This window comes from Pseudomonas petrae, from assembly GCF_021728295.1.
Lineage (GTDB): Bacteria > Pseudomonadota > Gammaproteobacteria > Pseudomonadales > Pseudomonadaceae > Aquipseudomonas > Aquipseudomonas petrae.
On sequence record NZ_JAKJXE010000001.1, the window covers coordinates 525,818 to 541,714 of the forward strand.

A 15,897-nucleotide genomic window follows, 5' to 3' on the forward strand; every position below is an offset into this window, starting at 1 on the left:
ACTGATATTTCACAGTAATTCAACACCCAAGCGAAAATAATTTAAAAATAACGCGTCGGGTCCGTCACGCCGGCCGCCGCGAAGCCCTCAGCGCGCAGGCGGCAGCTGTCGCATTTTCCGCACGCACGTCCCTGCTCGTCGGCCTGATAGCAGGAAACCGTCAACCCGTAATCCACACCCAGACGGGTACCGGTTTTGACGATATCGGCCTTGCTCAGCATCTGCAGCGGCGCCTGTATCGTGAAGCCCTGCCCTTCAACGCCAGCCTTGGTGCCGAGATTGGCCATGCGCTCGAACGACTCGACAAATTCCGGTCGGCAATCCGGATACCCGGAGTAATCCACGGCGTTGACACCAATGAAGATGTCCCGGGCACCGAGCACTTCGGCCCAGCCCAGTGCGAGAGAGAGGAAAACGGTGTTACGCGCCGGTACGTACGTCACTGGTATGCCTTCGCCTGGCGTTTCCGGTACCGCGATGCTGCTATCAGTCAGTGCGGAGCCGCCAATGCCGTTGAGATTAAGGCCGATAACCTTGTGTTCGACCACGCCCATATCGGCCGCTACACGCTCCGCTGCCTGCAACTCGGCACGATGCCGTTGGCCGTAGTCGAAGCTCATGGTGTAGCAACTGAAGCCATCGGCCTTGGCCATCGCCACCACAGTGGCCGAATCCAGCCCGCCAGACAGCAGGATTACCGCTCTTTTCTCAGTCATCGATTGCTCACTCATTCAGCGCCCCGGCTCGTCGTTCCAGAGGATTTTATGCAACTGCAACTGCAGACGCACCGGGAGGTTGTCGGCAACGATCCAGTCGGCCAGGTCTCTGACGTTGAGATCGCGGTGGACAGGGGAAAACAGAACTTCGCCGGCCCGACGATCCAGACCGTACTGAATGATCTTCGAAACGGCCCAGTCGTAGTCTTCCCGCGAACAAATGACGAATTTGATCTGATCGTTGGCCGTGAGCAGGTCGATATTTTCATAGCGATTGCGCGCCACTTCCTTCGAGCCCGGGGTTTTCAGATCAACGACGCGGCTGACGCGCGCATCGACCTTCGAGATGTCCAGCGCGCCGCTGGTCTCCAGAGAAACCTCGTAACCCGCGTCACACAGCCGCTGAAGCAATGGAATGGCGTTCGGCTGAGCCAGGGGCTCGCCGCCTGTGACGCAGACATAGCGCGGGCGGTAGCTCGCAACCTGCTCCATCAACGAGTCTAGGGTCTGGACGGTTCCGCCAGTGAAGGCGTATTCGCTGTCGCAATAACCGCAACGCAATGGACAGCCGGTGAGTCGCACGAAAACGGTAGGCAAGCCTGCCGTGCGCGTTTCACCCTGTAAAGAGTAGAAAACTTCGGTGATGCGTAATGTGTCTTGCATAGGGGCCACGGGCGTAACGGCTAAACAGGCCATCCGCCTCCGTCAGGCACTTCTGTACACCCTGCACACGCAGAATCCACAGAAGCGTAATCAATACCGGAATTTCGGGGGCGGAATTCTAACGAAGAAAGCCGCGCAATGCGCGGCTTTCTTGAATCAGTGGTCAGATTGAATAGCAATCAGAGGCGCTGCAGGTCCCGTTGAGCCAGCTGAGCGGCTGAAGTACCCGGATACTGAGCAACGACTTGCTGAAGGATGCCCTTCACTTTGTCGGTGTGACCCAGGCGACGTTCGACGTCCGCCAGCTTGTACAGGGAATCAGGCACTTTGGCGTGCTTTGGGTAAAGCTGACTGACCTTCGCAAAGGCCTGACCGGCACCTTGAAGGTCGCCCTTGGCCAGATTCACTTCGCCCAACCAGTATTGAGCATTGCCCGCGTACTGGCTGTTCGGGTATTTGCGCAGGAATGCCGCAAATGCCTGACTGGCCTTGTCGAAATCCTTCGCTTTGATCAAGTCGAAAGCAGCGTCGTAATAGAGCTTTTCTTTCGCTGGGTCACCGGGCTCGCTGCTCGCCTGAGGCGCTTGAGCGGCTGGTGACACGGGTGCTCCGCCGGCATTTGTGCCGCCGTCGGAAGCAGAATTGTTGGCAGCTGATGGGGCCGATGCGCCGCCAGCTCCGATACGGGAGTCGAGATCTTTGTAGCGATCCAGCGCTTCTTGCTTCATCTGCTGGATATCGTTCTGCTGGACTTCCACTATTCCGCGCAAGCGCGAAATTTCGTCCTGCATTTGCTGCAATTGCATGAACAGCTGACCTTGCGCCGAAGGCGCGGCCGTAGCCGCACCTCCGGCGTAGGCGCCAGACGTACCATAACCCGATGGCGGATAACTGCTACCAGCAGAGCCAGAGTTGTCATCGACCACAGGAACCGCACCCATCGCTGCAAGAGGAAGGGTGAGAGCCAAAACGGTTAGAGCACGTCGGCACGTTCGCATGTCAAATTACTTACGCAGTTCGACGCGACGGTTTTGAGCCCACGATTGCTCGTCGTTACCGGTAGCAACTGGACGCTCTTCGCCGTAGGAAACGAGTTCCAGCTGAGCTGGCGAAACGCCTTGCAGAACCAGGTAGCGTTGAACGGCTTTCGCACGACGCTCGCCCAGTGCCAAGTTGTATTCGCGAGTACCGCGTTCGTCAGTGTTGCCTTCCAGAACTACGCGAGCGCCGTTGGCTTTCAGGTCTTTGGCGTGAACGTCCAGAGCGCGCATGGCCTCTGGTTTCAGGTCAGAACTGTCGTATTCGAAGTAGAAAGTGGTGATAGCGCGCAGAGCAGCTTCTTCGCTCAGGCTGCCATCAACAGCGCCAGAGTTAGCGCCGTAACCAGCGTTAGGATCTACAGCAGCGCCGCCAGCACCGGCGTTGTCGCCGCCTTTGGACGAGCAACCTACAGCTACAGCCATGGCCAGAGCCAGCGCAGCAAATTTACCAAACTTCAGCATTTCCATCGTAAAACTCCTAATGAACCCCAAGTGTGTTAAGTACAACGTAAAGCGCCGCGTCAGTTCAGGTAAGGGGACCAGGAAGGTTCTCTGACTTCGCCTTGAGCGGTAGGAAGCGGGAGCCTTACGCGTCCATTAATGGACACGAGCATCAAGACTCCCCGGCCCTGCTGGCGGGTGGCGTAGATTACCATGGTGCCGTTAGGCGCAACAGTAGGCGACTCATCAAGGTTGCTGTCTGTGAGGATTTTTACGCTACCGCGCTGCAAATCCTGAGCTGCAACCTTGAAGTTGGTGAAGCCATCTTGACGATGGATCATCACCAGAGTCTTTTCATCCGCCGATAACTTAGGGTTGGCATTGTAGTTACCGATGAAAGTAACGCGCTCTGCCCCTCCGCCATTAATATTGGTTTTATAGATTTGTGGCTTGCCGCCGCGGTCAGACGTGAAATAAAGCGTGGAGCCGTCTTTGCCGAAGAACGGTTCTGTATCAATGGAGGAATCGTTGGTCACTCGCGACAATTGACGCGACGCCAGATTCATCACATAGATTTCCGGGTTGCCATCTTTCGACAAGACCATGGCCAGCTTGCTGCCGTCCGGGGACCAGGCAGGGGCGCCGTTCAGGCCTTCGAAGTTGGTGATCTGCTCGCGACGACCGGTGTCGATGTGCTGAACGAAGATGCGCGGACGCTTCTGCTCAAACGACACATAGGCAATACGCTTGCCGTCTGGCGCGAAGCGTGGCGACAGGATCGGCTCACGGGATTGCAGCAGGGTCACCGCGCGGGCGCCGTCGTAGTCCGAACGCTGGAGGGTGTAGCGCGTGTTGTCAGTCGAGAAACGTTCGGCGGTCACGTACAGCATGCGGGTCGAAAACGCGCCCTTAATGCCGGTCAGCTTCTCGAAGGACTGGTCGGCGATGTAGTGCGACATGTCACGCAGCTGGTCGGCGGTGCCCGAAACGTTGCCGGTCAAAACCTGTTGCTCTGTGGCCACGTTGAACAACGCGTACTGAACCTGAAGGCGACCGCCCGAAGGCACGATGCTACCGACCATGACGTACTGGGCACCCAGCGCTTTCCAGTCACGGAAGATGACTTCGCTGGCCTGGCTCGGCTGGCTGATCATGTTTTCCTTTGGAATCGGCGAGTAGTAGCCCGAGTTCTGCAGGTCGTTGCCAATGATCTTGGCCATGTCTTCCGGCAGCACGCTGCCGCCTTGCAGGCCAAACGGCACGACCGCGATAGGGGTGGCGCGGTCACTGCCGCTTGTTACCAGAATGTTCTTTTCGTCGGCAGCGGCGAAACCCGCTGCACAACACAGAACGACAAGCATTCCTCGAAGAAGGTTAATCACAAGGCTAGGTCCTCAGGTGTGAATGTCATTTTGAATGAACGGTAAGGTGCGAAGTCCGAAGGCTTCATCCCCTGCATCTCTGTCAAACGACCAATATTCTTGACCGCCGCTACTGCTGAACTGTCGAATGGACCATCGCCGCTGGACTTGCTCACGTTGACCGAAGTCACGGTGCCGTCCGGCAACATATTGATCTGCAAAACGACTGTCATGCCCTTGCGCGCAGAAGGTGGACGTGCCCAGCCTTCAGCCGCCCGAGAGCGAATCAAGTCATCGAAGCTGCCGGCCACTTCGTCGCCACGCTCATCGGCCAGCGCCTGTTGACGTTCCGGCTTGTCGGAAAGCAGATCGGCCAGTGCCTGCGCCTTTTTGTCTTCCGCCGATTTGCGAGCCGCGTCCTGGGCTTTCTTCTTCGCGTCCTCGGTCGACTTCTTCTTGGCATCCTCAGCCGCTTTTTTCTTCGCGTCTTCGGCAGCCTTTTTCTTGGCGTCGTCTGCAGCCTGCTTCTTCGCGTCCTCGGCAGCCTGTTTCTTGGCTTCCTCGGCGGCCGCGCGCTTGGCGTCTTCCTCGGCTTTCTTCTTCGCGTCGTCTTCGGCTTTCTTCTTGGCTATATCAGCCAATTGTTTCTCTTCAGCGGTTTTCTTCGCGTCATCCGCTTTTTTGGCTTCGGCTTTCTTGGCGTCGTCCGCAGCTTTTTTAGCGTCATCGGCTTTTTTGGCGTCGTCGGCTTTCTTCGCTTCCTCAGCCTTTTGTTCTTCGGCTTTTTGAGCGGCATCGGCTTTCTTTTGTTCCGCCGCCTTCACCGCCTCTTGCTCAACTTTTTTCTGCTCCATCTGCTCGACTTCGGTTTGTCGCGCAGCGGATTTCTTCGCCTCACCGGCAAGCTTCTGGTTGGTCTGGGTGGTTGCCTGACTTTTTGATTTCAACTGATAGAGCGTCGCCTGAACGATCGGCCTGGCTTCAGGAAGCTCGGGCGTCATTGCGAAGCTGACGAACAACAAACCAAAAATCAGGACGTGCAGTCCCACCGCCCAGACGGACGGCCAGAAGTAGCTTTCCGAGGCGGACGGCTCTCGAATCGGCTGCATCAGGGGGCCTCGGTAATCAAACCAACGTTCCCGACCCCGGCCTTCTGCAACCCGCCCATCGTGCCCATAACGGCGCCGTAGTCGACGGTTTTGTCGCCACGGATAAACACTTGAGTCTGCTTGCCCGCGTCACGACCGGCCGCAATGATTTTGGTCACTGCGCTGGTCAGTTGCGGCAAGGTCATCGCCTTGTCCATTTGCTTGTCGGTGTCGACTTCGCTGCCAAGGTTCCAGTAGTAGGTCTTGTCAGCCTTGATCGAGATCGTCAGGACCTGATTGTTGTTGTCCTGCGGCAAAGCCTCGCTGGAGACCTTGGGCAGATCAACTTTCACGCCCTGGTTGATCATCGGAGCCGTCACCATGAAGATGACCAGCAGCACCAGCATCACGTCGATGTACGGCACCACGTTCATTTCGGCGACCGGCTTGCGCTTGTTGCGTCGGCCGCGAGCGATTAAAGCCATTGGGAAATACCTGCTTATTCTTCGCTGGTGTGCACTTTACGGTGCAGGATCGCCTGGAACTCGTCGGCGAATGTGTAGTAACGACCGATCAGGTTCTCGCCACGAGCGGCGAAACGGTTGTAAGCGATGACCGCAGGGATTGCTGCGAACAGGCCGATGGCGGTGGCGATCAGCGCTTCGGCGATACCCGGTGCAACGGTGGCCAGAGTGGCTTGCTGCGCAGTGGCCAGGCCGCGGAAGGAGTTCATGATCCCCCACACGGTACCGAACAGACCGATGTACGGGCTGGTGGAACCCACGGTTGCCAGGAATGGCAGGCTCTGCTCGAGTTTTTCTTCTTCACGGGAGATCGCGACGCGCATGGCACGTGCAACACCCTCCATGACCGCGTCCGGATCAACCCCAGCCTGCTGACGAAGACGGGAGAATTCCTTGAAGCCCGCGCGGAAGATCTGCTCTACGCCGGAGTCCGGGTCCGGGTTGCTGCCGGCCTGACGGTAGAGCTTGGACAGATCGATACCTGACCAGAAGCGCTCCTCGAAGCTGTCCAATGCCCGACGCCCGGCGCGCAGCATGGCGCTGCGCTGAAAAATCATGATCCACGAGGTGACCGAGGCGGCCACCAGGATCAGCATCACCAACTGCACAACCACGCTGGCATTGCTGACCAAACTCCACATGGAGGAATGGTCGACGACGTTAGCTTCCACGCTGTATCTCCTGCTCTGAATGTGTACCCGCGCCGCCCTGCCCGGCAAAGGCCGTGCGCAGAGCTTCGGGAATGGCCCGGGGTTTCAAACTGTCGGCGCGCACACACGCCACCAAAAACTGCCCTTCGCAGAGCAGCACATTATCCGCAGCCCGCCTGACCTGTTGCTGAAAGCGCAGGCTGGCGCGGTTCAATTCGATTACTTCGGCGCTGATCAGCAGTTCGTCGTCCAGCCGCGCGGGCTTGTGGTACCGAGCCTCGCTTGAATGCACGACGAACAACAGGTTCTCGATACCCGCCATTGCGGATTGGGCAAAGCCCAGTTCCCGCAGTCGCTCGGTTCGAGCCCGCTCCATGAATTTCAGGTAGTTGACGTAGTAAACGATGCCGCCGGCATCGGTGTCCTCGTAATAAACGCGACAACGATGTGCGAACGACTGAGCCCCGTTTTGCGCGCGCATACTCTAGTGCTTACTCCTCAGGTTGCCAATCCGGCCAGGCAACTGTTTTCCATCGTTTTTACTGCCCGCGCCACATCACGTTGCGGTGACTGCCCGTCAGACCATCAAACACCCGAATAAATCGGTTGATCGTGCATTTATTCGTCAGGGTCTTCGACCGGTTCATCCATCACCGCCCGGTCGCCCATTCGCGAAGGAATGTTCAGACCGAAGTGCAGATACGCATGCCGCGTGACCATGCGGCCGCGAGGTGTGCGCATCATATAGCCTTGCTGAATCAAATAGGGCTCCAGCACGTCCTCAATTGTGTGTCGTTCTTCGCTGATGGCCGCCGCAAGGTTATCCACCCCGACCGGCCCGCCATCGAACTTCTCGATCATCGTCAGCAGCAAGCGCCGGTCCTGATGATCAAAACCGCGTTCGTCGACGTCCAGCAGGTTCAGCGCGAGGTCTGCGATCGCCTTGGTGATCTCGCCCTTGGCGCGTACCTCGGCGAAATCCCGAACCCGACGCAGCAGCCGGTTGGCGATCCTTGGCGTTCCCCGTGCACGACGGGCAATCTCGAATGCGCCTTCGTCCTCAATGTACAGCCCGAGAATTTTCGCCGAGCGCGACACGATCGTGGCCAGATCCGCGGTGCTGTAGAACTCAAGACGCTGCACGATACCGAAACGGTCACGTAGCGGATTGGTCAGCATGCCCGCGCGGGTGGTCGCGCCAACCAGCGTGAACGGAGGAAGATCGAGCTTGATGGAGCGCGCCGCAGGACCTTCACCGATCATGATATCCAGCTGGAAATCTTCCATCGCCGGGTACAGCACTTCCTCGACGATGGGTGACAGACGGTGGATTTCATCGATGAACAGCACGTCGTGCGGCTCAAGATTGGTGAGAATCGCCGCAAGATCACCCGGCCGCTCAAGCACGGGGCCGGAGGTGCTCTTGATCGACACGCCCATTTCCTGGGCGATGATATGCGCCAGTGTGGTCTTACCCAGGCCCGGCGGACCGAAAATCAGCGTGTGGTCCAGCGCTTCACTGCGCCCGCGCGCCGCCTGGATGAACAGCTCCATTTGCTCACGCACGGTCGGCTGACCGATGTAGTCGGCCAGACTCAGCGGCCGGATCGCACGGTCCAGTTGCTCGTCACGGTCACGTCCGGTGGCGGCGATCAGACGGTCGGCATCTATCACTTACAGCATCCCCTTAAGTGCGCGGCGAATGAGGTCTTCGCTGCTGAGATTCTTGTCCTTTATCGCGGTCACTGCCTTGCTAGCCTCCTGGGGCTTGTAGCCCAGGGAAATCAACGCGCTGACAGCGTCCGACTCGGCCGTCGCCACTGCAATCGGCGCCCCCGGCCCGTCCGACACCAGCGCGAAGGTGCCTGGCAACGAATCCCACGCCTTGAAGCGATCCTTCAGTTCGACCAACAGACGTTCGGCGGTCTTCTTGCCAACGCCCGGGACTCGGGTTAGCGCGGAGGTATCCTGCGCCTGGACACAGCGCACCAACTCGTCCACTTCCAGCGTCGACATCAGGGCCAGCGCCAGTTTCGGCCCGACACCGTTCAGGCGAATCAGCTCGCGGAACATCTCGCGGTCACGCTTTTCGTAGAACCCGAACAGCAGGTGCGCGTCCTCGCGGACCACCAGATGGATATGCAGCGTCACGGTTTCGCCCAGATGAGGCAGGCGATAAAGCGTGGTCATGGGCACTTCGACTTCATAACCCACGCCGTTGACATCCAGTACCAGATGCGGCGGCTGCTTCTCGACCAACGTACCGCGTAGACGTCCAATCACGAATCAAATCCTTTCCAGATGCCCGTCGCTGGGGCGGGCCGTGCTAACGCGAATAGTGCCATCAGAGCCGCAGACGACCGCCACGACTGCGCGCGGTATTGAGACCGTGAGGGATGAGGCTGGATCGGGTATGCGCGTGACACATGGCAATTGCCAGTGCATCCGACGCATCCACCTGGGGTTTGGTGGTCAGCTTGAGCAGATGCATGACCATCATCATTACCTGATCCTTGTTGGCGCCGCCTGTTCCTGCGACGGCCTGCTTGACCTGAGTCGCGGTGTACTCGGCGATCTCCAGCCCTTCTTCGGCGCCCGCAACGATAGCGGCACCGCGGGCCTGACCCAGCTTCAAGGCCGAGTCCGGGTTGCGCGCCATGAACACTTTTTCAATGCCCATCGTCACCGGGCCGTACGTCTGAATGACTTCGCGCACGCCGCGGTAGACGATCTGCAGCCGCTCATGGAGCAAGCCGGTGCCCGTGCGAATACAGCCCGAGGCCACGTACTCGCAGCCGCGCCCGGTATCACGCACCACGCCAAAGCCGGTAATTCGCGAACCGGGGTCGATACCTAAAATAAGAGTCATAACGCCTGCAGCTTGAGAGGTAACGCGAACAATTGGACGCAGCATAAAGGCAGAAGCCGGAGGCCGATAGCGTTGATCATCAACGCCTCGTGCGCTCCGGCCTCAAGTCCGAGCGGGCAAACGGTCAGCCGAGCTGCTCCAGCACCTCGTCCGGGATTTCTGCGTTGGAATAGACGTTCTGCACGTCGTCCAGGTCTTCCAGCATATCGATCAGCTTAAGGACCTTCTCCGCCATTTCCAGATCGAGCACCGCACTGGTGTTCGGCTGCATCACGATTTCCGCATCGGCGGGCGTGAAACCAGAGGCTTCCAGCGCGTTGCGCACGGCATAGAAACTGGAGAACGAGGTGAACACGTCAATGGAGCCGTCTTCGTGGCTGACCACGTCGTCAGCGTCCGCTTCCATGGCAGCTTCGATCAGCGCGTCTTCATCCACGCCCGATGCAAAGGATATCTGCCCCTTGCGTTCGAACAGATAAGACACCGAACCGTCAGTCCCCAGATTGCCACCGCATTTGCTGAACGCATGGCGCACGGCAGCCGCGGTCCGGTTGCGGTTATCGGTCATGGTTTCGACCATCACCGCAACGCCGCCGGGGCCGTAGCCTTCATAACCCAGTTCGACCACGTCATCGGCATCGGCGGCGCCGGCACCGCGAGCGATGGCGCGGTCGATGATGTCGCGGCTCATGTTCGCGCCGAGGGCCTTGTCCTGCGCCAGACGCAGACGCGGGTTCGACGCCGGGTCAGCACCGCCCTGACGGGCAGCGACGGTCAGTTCGCGGATCCACTTGGTGAAGATCTTGCCTTTCTTGGCATCCTGACGCTCTTTGCGGTGCTTGATATTCGCCCACTTGGAATGACCAGCCATAACACGCTCCAAACCTTGAAACACGCACGCCCGCGCTTGATCGCTCAAACGCAGACGCTTCACTCGAATCTGTGCCCGAAATGGGCGGGAATCAGGGCGGACCGAATGGTCGGTCCGCCGAGCCCTTGTTTACACGGCTTACTCGGCCTTCGGCGTCTCGCGCAGGCGGATATGCAGCTCGCGCAGCGCCTTGGCATCAACTACGCCCGGCGCCTGAGTCATCACGTCCGCAGCACTCTGGGTTTTCGGGAAGGCAATGACTTCACGAATGGACTGAGCGCCGGTCATCAGCATGACCAGGCGATCCAGACCGAACGCCAGACCACCATGGGGCGGCGCGCCGTACTTCAGTGCGTCAAGCAGGAAGCCGAACTTCTCTTGCTGTTCGTCTTCGGAAATACCCAGCAGACGGAACACGGCCTGCTGCATTTCCTTGCGGTGAATACGGATCGACCCGCCGCCCAGCTCAGTGCCGTTCAGCACCATGTCGTACGCGCGGGACAGCGCGGTGGCAGGGTTGGCTTCGAGCTCTTCAGGGGAGCATTTCGGCGCGGTGAACGGGTGGTGCAGCGCAGAGAAGCTGCCGTCATCATTTTCTTCGAACATCGGGAAGTCGACGACCCACATCGGTGCCCACTCGCAGGTGAGCAGGTTCAGGTCGTGGCCCAGCTTGATGCGCAGGGCGCCCAGTGCTTCGCTGACGATTTTGAACTTGTCGGCACCGAAGAACACGATGTCGCCGTCCACTGCACCCACGCGATCAAGGATCACGTTGAGGTTGGCTTCCGGGATGTTCTTGACGATCGGGGACTGCAGGCCTTCGACGCCCTTGGCGCGCTCGTTGACCTTGATATAAGCCAGACCTTTGGCGCCGTAGATGCCGACGAACTTGGTGTACTCGTCGATCTTGCTGCGCGGCATGCTTGCGCCACCGGGAACGCGCAGCGCCGTGACACGGCACTTCGGATCGTTTGCAGGACCGCTGAACACTTTGAAATCAACGGCCTGAAGCTGGTCGGCAACGTCAACGAGTTCCAGCGGGTTACGCAGGTCTGGCTTGTCGGAACCGTAACGGCGCATGGCTTCTTCGAAGGTCATGTGCGGGAAGTCATCGAACTCCACATCCAGCACTTCCTTGAAGAGCTTGCGGATCATGGTCTCGGTGATGCCCATGATGTCGGCTTCGTTGAGGAAGCTGGTCTCGATGTCGATCTGAGTGAATTCAGGCTGACGATCGGCACGCAGGTCTTCGTCACGGAAGCACTTGGCGATCTGGTAGTAGCGGTCGAAACCGGCAACCATCAGCAGCTGTTTGAACAGCTGAGGCGACTGCGGCAGGGCAAAAAAGCTGCCTGGGTGGGTACGGCTTGGGACCAGGTAATCACGGGCGCCTTCCGGTGTGGCGCGAGTGAGGATCGGCGTCTCTACATCGAGGAAGCCGTTGCCATCCAGAAAGCCGCGGATGCTGGAGGTGATGCGCGAGCGAAGACGCAGCTTCTCAGCCATCTCCGGACGACGCAGGTCGATGAAGCGATAACGCAGGCGGGTTTCTTCGCCGACGTCGGAGTATTCGTTGAGCGGGAACGGCGGGGTTTCCGACTCGTTGAGCACTTCCAGCTCATAGCCCAGCACTTCGATCGCGCCCGACGCCATGTTCGGGTTGACGGCGCCGGCGGGACGCGCACGCACCTTACCGGTCAGCTTGACCACGTATTCGCTGCGAACACGGTCGGCGATGGCGAAGGTGTCAGCACGATCCGGATCGAAAACCACTTGGGCCAGACCTTCACGATCGCGAATGTCGAGGAAAATCACCCCCCCGTGGTCGCGACGGCGATGGACCCATCCGCAAAGGGTAATTTCCTGACCTTCCAGGCTCTCGTTCAGTTGGCCGCAATAATGGCTGCGCATCATGATCGTGTGTTCACTTCTCGTAATTCGGAATTCGATGGAGCTTTCGCCCGTCGCCGGTGCAAGGGTGCGCAAGCTTTGGCATGCAGTCCGACCTGACGGTCAGTTCCTGCCTCCCACAGTAAGGCGGGGGATTATATAGGGATAATCATCGCTGTGCAGCCGCGCAGCCCGATACCGGGCAAGAAGATGTCGGCACGCGGCGTTGATGCCGCGGTGCCGCCAGCGAATGCAGGCCCGCCGCAACGGGCCCGCTGAAATCAGGTCATGTCGGGGACGGCGTCAACCGCAGACCCTCGGCACTCAATACGTGCGCCACGCACACGACGCGGATCAGGCCGCTGAAGTTCTTGACGCCGCCGTAACGCAGGTGAACCTCGCGATCGACGTACGACAGCACGGCGTTGATGGAGCAATCGTTGAATCGTGCCATTTCGGACAGAATATTCCAGTACACCTCCTCAAGTCGCAGGCATGTAGCCAGCCCATTGAGCCTCACCGATCTGGAGTGCGGCTGGGCCAGGCTCATGTTGAAATTTTCGATAAACGGGTCGCCCCGGGCGTTCAGACACTGGGTCGGTTCCCATCCCTCTCGGGCAGTATTCAGGTCCATGCAGGTCCCCCTCGTTGCGATCACGGATATGGCATCGGCACCTTCGTAATCAGTTGAAAAGAGGTGTCTATCAAGCCGTATTCCAAAGGGCGCAACTATCAGAACGAGCACTCTGAACCTGTAGGAGATCACCACGCTGCAGGGGTGATTTTCGAGAGCCAGCAAACCGCCCAGACCCTATCTTCCTCGTGGTATTAGATATGTATTTTTTGCTGATTTATTTCTTCCCGTTCAGCCGATCGCCGAAGTCAGCGTGACTTGGAAAAAGAGGGCGAATGAGTGTTACAGGTGAGCGTTGTGAGCTGAAGGATGTGACACAGAGGGTGAATCAGGAGGGGATTGTCGTGCGCGGCGGGTGACAGCAGTGCGGAGCGGGCACTCATTACGTTGCCCGCGCCTGTGTTTCGTTGATCAGCTGTTGATTACTATGCTTCTGATTACTGAGCTTCCAGCATCGAGCGCAGCATCCAGGCCGTTTTCTCATGCACTTGCATGCGCTGGGTCAGCAAGTCCGCCGTTGGCTCGTCGCTCACTTTGTCCAGCAACGGGAAAATGCCACGGGCCGTACGGGTGACCGCTTCCTGACCCTGAACCAGTGAACGAATCATGTCTTCGGCCGCGGGTACGCCCTCTTCTTCCTTGATCGACGACAAGCGTGCGTAGGTCGAATAGGTGCCCGGCGCCGGGAAGCCCAGTGCGCGGATACGTTCGGCAATTTGATCCACCGCCAGCGCCAGTTCGTTGTATTGCTCTTCAAACATCAGGTGCAGCGTACGAAAAGCCGGGCCAGTCACGTTCCAGTGAAAGTTATGGGTTTTCAGATACAACACGTAGGTGTCTGCCAGCAGGCGGGAAAGACCGTCCACGATGGACTTGCGATCTTCCTCGCTGATGCCGATATCGATTGCCATGTTCAGCCCTCTTCTATGATGGTTTTTTTCAAACGACTGCCGACCACTCTATCAAGACCATCGACCCTCCGCAGCCTTCTGTCGGGATTAGTTGAGCCGCGGCGGCCGCAGTCAGACCCGCTTCCTTTAATAGCAACGATCAGCGTGACGGTTTGTTTATCCCGGCCTCTCTGTAACGAGCCTTTGACCGGAATCAAAAAAAACCGACATACCGCCACCATCACCCGCCAACACGCGCGCTAAGCGCTTGATTTGAGTCGCTCTCGGCTTTGCTGTTAAATACAGACGCGCTGCCGCCAAAGTGCCGTCCGGCGGCAGTGCACAGGCAGGACCGACACTCGTGCATCACGCCTCCCTTTTTTCCCCGAAGCGTACCGAAGGTCACCCGCTATTTCCTTGTGATCCATCTTAATGTGAGTCATCGAAATGTTGAAAATAGTCCACCTGCTAACGGGCGCAGCTGCCCTGCTGCTGTCTTTCATCCCCAGCCTGCGTAGTGAAGCGCTGTCTTCTTACCTGTCCCAACCGGATGCGCTGTACCTGGCGCTCTTCGGCCTCATCAACCTGGTGCTCGCGCCAGTGATTCCTTACTGGAACAAAGGACCACGTCATCAACTGCAAAACCTGGTCAGCGGCTTGCTCGTGCTGGCCGTCGTGCTTCAAATCCTCACGTTGCTCGTTCCGCTTGAAACCATTGCCGGTCAGCCGGCCGTTCTGGTCGGCCTGCTCGCTGTCGTCATTGCCGTGGCATTGCACCTGGCGGTCAGCTTCTACAGGTCCTCCCCTGCGCCTGCCGCTCAGTCCCAGGATCTGGGCAACCGCGATACAGGCACAGTGAAGTGGTTCAACACATCCAAAGGCTTCGGATTCATTTCCCGGGATTCGGGCGACGATATCTTCGTGCACTTTCGCGCCATCCGCGGTGAAGGCCACCGCGTCCTGGTCGAAGGCCAGCGCGTCGAGTTTTCGGTGATGAACCGCGACAAAGGCCTGCAAGCGGAAGACGTCATCGCTGCGCTCCCGCGCCGTTAACTTCGCCGCATAAAAAAACCGCGCTCACAGGCGCGGTTTTTTTTGGCTGAAATTCCTGCCCTTAGCTCTCTTTTTCTTAATAGTGAGGCGGACGCGAGTCTTCAGCGAAGCCGTCGCCCTGCCCGCCCATTTCCTCCTGACGCTTGATCAGGGCGGCGATCTGTAATTCCAGATGATCGAGACTGCGCTGCTGGGCGACCAACACATCGTTGAGGGTCTGAATCGTATCGTCCTGAAAGGCCAGTCGACTTTCCAGCTCCATGACACGCGATTCGAGATCCATGGTCAGTCCTCCTTAAAGGTAAATGCTTCGGTCAATCCGGACTTCAGATGCGTGGTGATCCGGGCAACCTCATCCCGCGAGTAAGGCTTGGCGGGATGCCTGCCCCACACCGGGGCTGGCCAGGCCGCGTCGTCGACACGGCGAACAATGACGTGCATATGCAGCTGATTGACCACATTACCCAGCGCAGCAACGTTCATCTTGTCTGCCTGAAACGTACGATCAAGTACGGCCGAGAGGTAGGTGGTTTCTTTCCACAACTGGGCCTGCTCCGTTTCGGACAGTTGGAACACCTCACTGATATCCGGACGCTTCGGCACCAGAATGAACCATGGGTAATTGGAATCATTGGACAGCAGCAGCGTGCACAGCGGGAAGTCGCCAATCGCTAGCGTGTCTTGCAGCAAGCGCGGATCTAGAACAAACACAAAATACTCCTGATCGCCGATTAAATTCATTGAGCCGATTCACTGGCCCGATAAGGAAGTCCTGGGTAGCGGGAAGGATACTCGTGAATTCCGGATGATTCATCCGGCGCTGCGGTTAAGGGCATTTTGCGGATCTGGTGTTGATCGGTAAGCACTAAACGCCCGACTCGCACCAGGAATGCGCGAAAAAAACGTTACGCACTTTCATGAAGCAGCTGATCGCAGGCGCAGATCCGGCAAAACCAAGCACCGGGTTCCAAGCGACCCCAGTCAATCCGGGCCTCACAGACAATTTTCGGGCGGGGCGTTGCGGGCATGATGCCCGGTACCTCGCCGAATCCGGTTTGGAAGAACCAAACGCAGGCAATTTTGCTGAACGACGCACCAAAAGGACCCAGATGAGGCGCGAATATGTGACAGCTATCCGCGAATTACCCACTCCCGAGGGGTAACAGGTAACGTCAGTGACATTTGCCCGCGCTATTCTCAAGAAAAT

19 protein-coding genes and 1 pseudogene are annotated in these 15,897 nt (G+C 58.4%); 2 read left to right on the forward strand and 18 right to left on the reverse strand.

The window, feature by feature from the left end:
- Window positions 1–41: 41 nt before the first annotated feature.
- The 16 genes from queC to L4G42_RS02260 form a co-directional block, all read right to left on the reverse strand.
- The gene (queC, locus tag L4G42_RS02185; protein WP_237253738.1) at window positions 42–716 is read right to left on the reverse strand and encodes a 7-cyano-7-deazaguanine synthase QueC; all 675 of its coding nucleotides are present in this window, start codon (window positions 714–716) and stop codon (window positions 42–44) included.
- Between the two features lie 15 nt (window positions 717–731).
- Complete coding sequence (gene queE, locus L4G42_RS02190) at window positions 732–1,379, reverse strand: 7-carboxy-7-deazaguanine synthase QueE (RefSeq protein ID WP_237253739.1); 648 nt, start codon at window positions 1,377–1,379, stop codon at window positions 732–734.
- A 179-nt stretch (window positions 1,380–1,558) separates the two neighbouring features.
- Window positions 1,559–2,377 carry a tol-pal system protein YbgF gene (gene ybgF / locus L4G42_RS02195; protein WP_237259149.1) on the reverse strand — a complete coding sequence of 273 codons (819 nt, stop codon included), beginning with the start codon at window positions 2,375–2,377 and terminating at the stop codon, window positions 1,559–1,561.
- A gap of 6 nt (window positions 2,378–2,383) precedes the next feature.
- Window positions 2,384–2,887, reverse strand: a complete 504-nt coding sequence (pal, locus tag L4G42_RS02200; protein WP_065989719.1) for a peptidoglycan-associated lipoprotein Pal — start codon at window positions 2,885–2,887, stop codon at window positions 2,384–2,386.
- A gap of 53 nt (window positions 2,888–2,940) precedes the next feature.
- Complete coding sequence (gene tolB / locus L4G42_RS02205; RefSeq protein WP_172613050.1) at window positions 2,941–4,221, reverse strand: Tol-Pal system beta propeller repeat protein TolB; 1,281 nt, start codon at window positions 4,219–4,221, stop codon at window positions 2,941–2,943.
- A gap of 17 nt (window positions 4,222–4,238) precedes the next feature.
- Complete coding sequence (gene tolA, locus L4G42_RS02210) at window positions 4,239–5,330, reverse strand: cell envelope integrity protein TolA (protein ID WP_133772815.1); 1,092 nt, start codon at window positions 5,328–5,330, stop codon at window positions 4,239–4,241.
- Window positions 5,330–5,794 (reverse strand): protein TolR, encoded by a 465-nt coding sequence (gene tolR / locus L4G42_RS02215; protein ID WP_037014073.1) that lies wholly within the window; start codon window positions 5,792–5,794, stop codon window positions 5,330–5,332. The genes tolA and tolR overlap by 1 nt, the downstream gene beginning before the upstream one ends.
- Window positions 5,795–5,808: 14 nt before the next feature.
- Complete coding sequence (gene tolQ / locus L4G42_RS02220; protein ID WP_037014076.1) at window positions 5,809–6,504, reverse strand: protein TolQ; 696 nt, start codon at window positions 6,502–6,504, stop codon at window positions 5,809–5,811.
- Window positions 6,494–6,964, reverse strand: a complete 471-nt coding sequence (ybgC, locus tag L4G42_RS02225; RefSeq protein ID WP_237253743.1) for a tol-pal system-associated acyl-CoA thioesterase — start codon at window positions 6,962–6,964, stop codon at window positions 6,494–6,496. The genes tolQ and ybgC overlap by 11 nt, the downstream gene beginning before the upstream one ends.
- Window positions 6,965–7,101: 137 nt before the next feature.
- Window positions 7,102–8,157 (reverse strand): Holliday junction branch migration DNA helicase RuvB, encoded by a 1,056-nt coding sequence (gene ruvB, locus L4G42_RS02230; RefSeq protein WP_065989736.1) that lies wholly within the window; start codon window positions 8,155–8,157, stop codon window positions 7,102–7,104.
- Entirely contained in the window at window positions 8,158–8,766 is a 609-nt protein-coding gene (gene ruvA, locus L4G42_RS02235; RefSeq protein WP_074893272.1) for a Holliday junction branch migration protein RuvA, read from the reverse strand. It lies immediately after the preceding gene.
- A gap of 61 nt (window positions 8,767–8,827) precedes the next feature.
- Window positions 8,828–9,352, reverse strand: coding sequence for a crossover junction endodeoxyribonuclease RuvC (gene ruvC / locus L4G42_RS02240; RefSeq protein ID WP_065989739.1), 525 nt, complete (start codon window positions 9,350–9,352; stop codon window positions 8,828–8,830).
- A gap of 124 nt (window positions 9,353–9,476) precedes the next feature.
- Window positions 9,477–10,223: a YebC/PmpR family DNA-binding transcriptional regulator gene (locus L4G42_RS02245; RefSeq protein ID WP_237253744.1), complete on the reverse strand. Its 747-nt coding sequence runs from the start codon at window positions 10,221–10,223 to the stop codon at window positions 9,477–9,479.
- Window positions 10,224–10,361: 138 nt separating this feature from the next.
- A complete protein-coding gene (aspS, locus tag L4G42_RS02250) occupies window positions 10,362–12,137 on the reverse strand; it encodes an aspartate--tRNA ligase (RefSeq protein WP_237253745.1) in 1,776 nt (591 codons plus the stop codon).
- A 262-nt stretch (window positions 12,138–12,399) separates the two neighbouring features.
- Window positions 12,400–12,747 carry a ribbon-helix-helix domain-containing protein gene (locus L4G42_RS02255; RefSeq protein ID WP_237253746.1) on the reverse strand — a complete coding sequence of 116 codons (348 nt, stop codon included), beginning with the start codon at window positions 12,745–12,747 and terminating at the stop codon, window positions 12,400–12,402.
- 437 nt (window positions 12,748–13,184) lie between these two features.
- Window positions 13,185–13,658: a Dps family protein gene (locus L4G42_RS02260; RefSeq protein ID WP_074893279.1), complete on the reverse strand. Its 474-nt coding sequence runs from the start codon at window positions 13,656–13,658 to the stop codon at window positions 13,185–13,187.
- A 426-nt stretch (window positions 13,659–14,084) separates the two neighbouring features.
- Here L4G42_RS02260 and L4G42_RS26180 point away from each other — a divergent pair.
- Window positions 14,085–14,360, forward strand: a pseudogene (locus L4G42_RS26180) (cold shock domain-containing protein membrane protein); the annotation flags it as partial.
- A gap of 108 nt (window positions 14,361–14,468) precedes the next feature.
- Window positions 14,469–14,690, forward strand: coding sequence for a cold shock domain-containing protein (locus L4G42_RS26185; RefSeq protein WP_004667445.1), 222 nt, complete (start codon window positions 14,469–14,471; stop codon window positions 14,688–14,690).
- A gap of 76 nt (window positions 14,691–14,766) precedes the next feature.
- On the opposite strand, the gene L4G42_RS02270 is transcribed toward L4G42_RS26185, so the two are convergent.
- Both L4G42_RS02270 and L4G42_RS02275 read right to left on the reverse strand, forming a co-directional pair.
- Window positions 14,767–14,973: a SlyX family protein gene (locus L4G42_RS02270; protein WP_237259150.1), complete on the reverse strand. Its 207-nt coding sequence runs from the start codon at window positions 14,971–14,973 to the stop codon at window positions 14,767–14,769.
- A 2-nt stretch (window positions 14,974–14,975) separates the two neighbouring features.
- Window positions 14,976–15,401: an HIT domain-containing protein gene (locus tag L4G42_RS02275; RefSeq protein WP_237253748.1), complete on the reverse strand. Its 426-nt coding sequence runs from the start codon at window positions 15,399–15,401 to the stop codon at window positions 14,976–14,978.
- Window positions 15,402–15,897: the final 496 nt, after the last annotated feature.